Below are 4,324 nucleotides of genomic sequence, written 5' to 3' on the forward strand. Positions count from 1 at the left end.
CTGCAGCCCTCGTCGACGCTGCGCTACCACTGGCGCGCGGCGGCCGATGGCGTCGCCCAACTCGTCGACCCGCGCATCAACGGCGAACCGGTGAATCCGGCGCGCAACTACCGCGTCGTCATCAACAACTTCCTCTCTGAAGGCGGCGACGCCCAGGCGGGTTTCAAGCATGGGCGCGACCGCGCCGTGCTCGGCACCGACATCGACGCCCTCGTCGAGCTGTTGCGCGACAACCCGCAGGCGCTTTCCCAGGCGGCGCCTGGCCGCATCGTGCGCGACTAGGGCAAACCTGTAACTTCTTGTAGCGACCCCACCCCGGCGCCTTGACGGGGTCGCCCTAGACTCGAAGCGCCCGGCATTGCTGGCCGGGCAGCAGCGGCTCGGGGGCGTGATGGCGTGGGACATGCAAGCCGGCGGTGACGCCCAGCCTCAGGCCGGGCCTGCGGCCGCGGGCCCCTCCCCCGGCACGCCCAGCCCGCTGATCCGCGAGGTCATTGCACACCTGCCCTGCGGCCTGGCCGTCTTCGACGCCGAACGGCGTCTGTTGGTGCACAACGCCGAGTTCGAGCGCCTGCTCAACGTGCCGGCCTCCCTCTTCGAAGAACCGCCGCTGCGCTTCGACGACCTGATCCTCTTCTTCGCCGCGCGCGGCGACTATGGCGAAGGCGAACAGGCCCGCGCCGCGGTCGACGCGGCCCTGGCCCTGGGCCGCGACCAGCGCGCCAACCGCCTCGAGACCTACCGCACCGGCGAGCGCCTCATTGAGGCGCGCACGGCGCCCCTTCCCGATGGTGGCCTCGTGCTGACAGTCCTCGACCTGACGCCTCAGGCCCAGGCCCGTCTCGCCGCCGAACGCGCGTCGCAAGCCAAGACGCGCTTCCTGGCCAATATGAGCCACGAGATCCGCACGCCGATGAATGCCGTGCTGGGCATGCTGCGCCTGCTGCAGAAGACGCCGCTGGACGCCCGCCAGCGCGACTACGCCGTCAAGAGCGAAGGCGCCGCGCGTGGCCTGCTCGGCCTGCTCAACGACATCCTCGACTTCTCCAAGATCGAAGCCGGCCACCTCGGCCTGGACCCGCACCCGACACGCCTGGACGAGCTGCTGCGCGACCTCTCCGTCATCCTGGCCGCCAACGTCGACAAGCGCGAGCTCGAGCTGCTGTTCGACCTCGACCCCGCCCTGCCCCCGGTCGTGGTCGCCGATGCACTGCGCCTGCAGCAGGTGCTCATCAACCTGGCGGGCAACGCCATCAAGTTCACGCAGGCCGGCGAGGTCGTGCTCGGCATTTCGCTCGTGTCGCAGAACGCCAGCAGCGTCGTGCTCGCCTTCTCGGTGCGCGACACCGGGATCGGCATCGCGCCCGAGCAGCAGCAGCGCATCTTCTCGGGCTTTGCCCAGGCCGAGGCGTCGACGGCGCGGCGCTTCGGCGGCACCGGCCTGGGCCTGGCCATCAGCCGCCGCCTGGTGCGCCTGATGGGCGGCGACATCCACGTCGAAAGCACGCCCGGCCAGGGCAGCCGCTTCAGCTTCACGCTGAGCTTCCCCTTGCCCGCCGAGGAGGCCGCCCCGGTGCCGCGCCAGGCCCTGCAGGCCCTCGTCATCGACGACCATGCCGAGGCGCGCCGGGTCATCGGCACGTTGGCCCAATCCCTGGGCTGGACGGCGCGCCTGGCGGCCAGCGGCGCCGAGGCGTTGGAGCTGATCACCAGCGGCACGCCGGAGGTCGTGCTGCTCGACTGGGTCATGCCCGGCATGGATGGCTGGCAGACCGCCGTGCACCTGCGCCAGCGCCTCGGCCCCGAGCCGCTGATCCTGATGGTCACCAGCTACGACCGCGAGCGCCTGGCCCAGCGCAGCGCGGCCGAGCAGGCCCTGCTCGACGGCTTCCTCGTCAAGCCCATCACCGCGACCCTGCTGAACCAGGCCGTCAGCGCGGCCATCCAGGCACGCTGCAGTGACGGCGAGCCGCCCGAACCAGCACCGCAGCGGCTGGCCGGGTTGCACCTGCTCGTCGTCGAGGACAACCCCGGCAACCAGCAGGTCACTCGCGAATTGCTTGAACTGGAAGGCGCCCAGGTCAGCCTGGCCGGCGACGGCCAGCAGGCCCTGACCCTGCTTGCCCAGTCCCGTGGCCGGCGCGGCTTTGACGCCGTGTTGATGGACGTGCAGATGCCCGTGATGGACGGCACGACGGCGACGCGGCTGATCCGCCGCCAGTTGGGCCTGACCCTGCCCATCATCGCGATGACGGCGGGCGCGCTGGACGCCGAACGCCATGCCTGCCTGGAGGCGGGCATGGACGAGCACATCGGCAAGCCCTTCGACCCCGACGTGCTGGTCGCCGTGATCAGCCGGCGCTGCGGCGCTGCGCCCACGGCGCCCAGGACAGTGACCGCCGAACTGCCCCCCACCCTGCTGGCCGACGCGGGCCGTGCCGGCATCGCTCTGGCCGAGGCGCTGGCGCGCATGTCCGGCCGCATTGAGCTGTTCGAACGCACGCTGGCCGCCCTGCACGAACAGGATCGCAAGCTCGCCCGGGCCCTGGCCGAGGGTGGCCGTACCGCCACGCGCGGCCTGCATGGCTACCGCGGGCTGGCCGCCATGCTCGGCGCGGGGGAACTGGCGGCCCTGGCCGCCGAAGGTGAACATGCCGGCGCGCCCGACGAAGACTGGCGCCGCCGTTTTCTCGAGCGCCGCCAGGCCGACCTCGCCGCGCTGGACCGGCTCGCCGCCGACCTGCACGCCCGCCAGGCCCTGCACGACGATCTCGCCGAACAGCAGCGGCCCGCAGCGCCCGGCAGCCTCGCCCAGCACGTGGATGCCCTCGCCGAACTGCTCGACGGCGCCGACCTCGCTGCGCTCGACTTCTACCAGGGCCTGCGCGAGCGGCTGCGGCACGAGGTTGACGAAGGCACCGTGATTGCCCTCGATTCGGCCATGGAAGCCCTCGACTTCGGCACTGCGCTGACGCTGTGCCACCGCCTGCGCACGACGCTGGAAGCCCGACCATGATGCAGCTCTCCCTGCCTGACCGCGCACCGCTGACGCCCGGCCACGCGCCGGCCGGCCGCCGCCCGCGCCTGCTCATCGTCGACGACCAGCCGGTCAACATCCAGGCCCTGCACCGCGTCTTCGCGAGCGATTGCCAGGTGCTGATGGCCACCGACGGCAGCCGCGCCCTGCAGTTGTGCCGCGACCGCCAGCCCGACCTCGTGCTGCTGGACGTGCAGATGCCCGGCATGGACGGCCACCAGCTCTGCGCCGAACTGAAGGCCGACCCGCTGCTGCGCTCCATCGCCGTCATCTTCGTGACCGCGCAGGACCAGCCCGAGGACGAGACCCGCGCGCTGGACGCCGGCGCGGCTGACTTCATCACCAAACCCTTCAACCCCACCGTCGTGCGGGCGCGGGTGCGGACCCAGCTGACCTTGAAAGCGCAGTCCGACCTGCTGCGCGAGCTCGCCTTCATCGACGGGCTGACCGGCGTGCACAACCGCCGGCATTTCGACGAGCGCTTCATCGCCGAGGCCCGGCGTGCGCAGCGCTCGCGCTCGCCGCTGGCCATCGTGCTGGCCGATGTCGACCACTTCAAGCGCTACAACGATGCGCTGGGGCATTTGGCGGGGGACGACTGCCTGCGGCGCGTGGCGGCGGCATTGCGAGCTTGCCTGCGGCGGCCGACCGATCTGCTGGCGCGCTACGGCGGAGAGGAGTTCGTCTGCCTGCTGCCGGACACCGATCTGGCAGGAGCGATCGGGGTGGCGCAGTTGATGGAGGACACGGTGAGGGCCTTGTCCTTGCCGCATCCGGGGGTGGAAGGCTGCGTGACGATCAGTCTGGGGGTGTCGGCGGGTTCGCAGGCCCAGGGGCTCGTCGAGGCGGCGGACAAGGCGCTGTATTTGGCGAAGGCGGCGGGGAGGGGGCGCGTCAGCTGGGTAGAGGGCTGACGGCGGCGCGAAGGGAATGCTCGGAATGCGATGGATCGGTCGGACCGATCCATCGGCCTCGCTGGTACTCGGCCCGGCGCACGGCGCCGTCCAAGGACAGCCACCGGCTGTCCTTGAGCGAACCCGGGTGGGTTCTCATCCCAAGGCCCTGTCCAAATGCGAACGGCCCCGAGTGGGGCCGTTGGCATTTGGAGCGGGTGATGGGAATCGAACCCACGTAGTCAGCTTGGGAAGCTGAAGTTCTACCATTGAACTACACCCGCAATGGGCCGCGAGTTTACGTGACCCAGAGGCTCAGACCAGGAAGGTCGAGGTCATGTTGAGCAGCACGCCATGAGGCGATGGGAATGCTCGGAATCGGCTGGACCGATTC

General features: G+C 70.7%; 3 protein-coding genes and 1 tRNA gene. 3 read left to right on the plus strand and 1 reads right to left on the minus strand.

Going from position 1 to position 4,324, the window contains the following annotated elements; translation table 11 throughout:
- The 3 genes from AC1DU6_RS21565 to AC1DU6_RS21575 all read left to right on the plus strand — a co-directional run.
- The coding region (locus tag AC1DU6_RS21565) for a 5'-nucleotidase C-terminal domain-containing protein (RefSeq protein WP_477859491.1) at positions 1 to 282 on the plus strand (282 nt) is incomplete at its 5' end.
- A gap of 121 nt (positions 283 to 403) precedes the next feature.
- Positions 404 to 3,016: a response regulator gene (locus AC1DU6_RS21570; protein WP_477859493.1), complete on the plus strand. Its 2,613-nt coding sequence runs from the start codon at positions 404 to 406 to the stop codon at positions 3,014 to 3,016.
- A complete protein-coding gene (locus AC1DU6_RS21575) occupies positions 3,013 to 3,951 on the plus strand; it encodes a diguanylate cyclase (RefSeq protein ID WP_457324618.1) in 939 nt (312 codons plus the stop codon). Before AC1DU6_RS21570 ends, AC1DU6_RS21575 begins: the two co-directional genes overlap by 4 nt.
- 189 nt (positions 3,952 to 4,140) lie before the next feature.
- Here AC1DU6_RS21575 and AC1DU6_RS21580 read toward each other — a convergent pair.
- Positions 4,141 to 4,214 (minus strand) — tRNA-Gly (locus AC1DU6_RS21580).
- Positions 4,215 to 4,324 lie beyond the last annotated feature (110 nt).

It is taken from the genome of Roseateles sp. P5_B10 (assembly GCF_056400485.1).

Excerpts from the sequence above, each read along its gene's own strand:
- AC1DU6_RS21570 (WP_477859493.1), top strand. The coding sequence starts at position 404 with ATGCAAGCCGGCGGTGACGCCCAGCCTCAGGCCGGGCCTGCGGCCGCG.
- AC1DU6_RS21575 (WP_457324618.1), top strand. The coding sequence starts at position 3,013 with ATGATGCAGCTCTCCCTGCCTGACCGCGCACCGCTGACGCCCGGCCAC.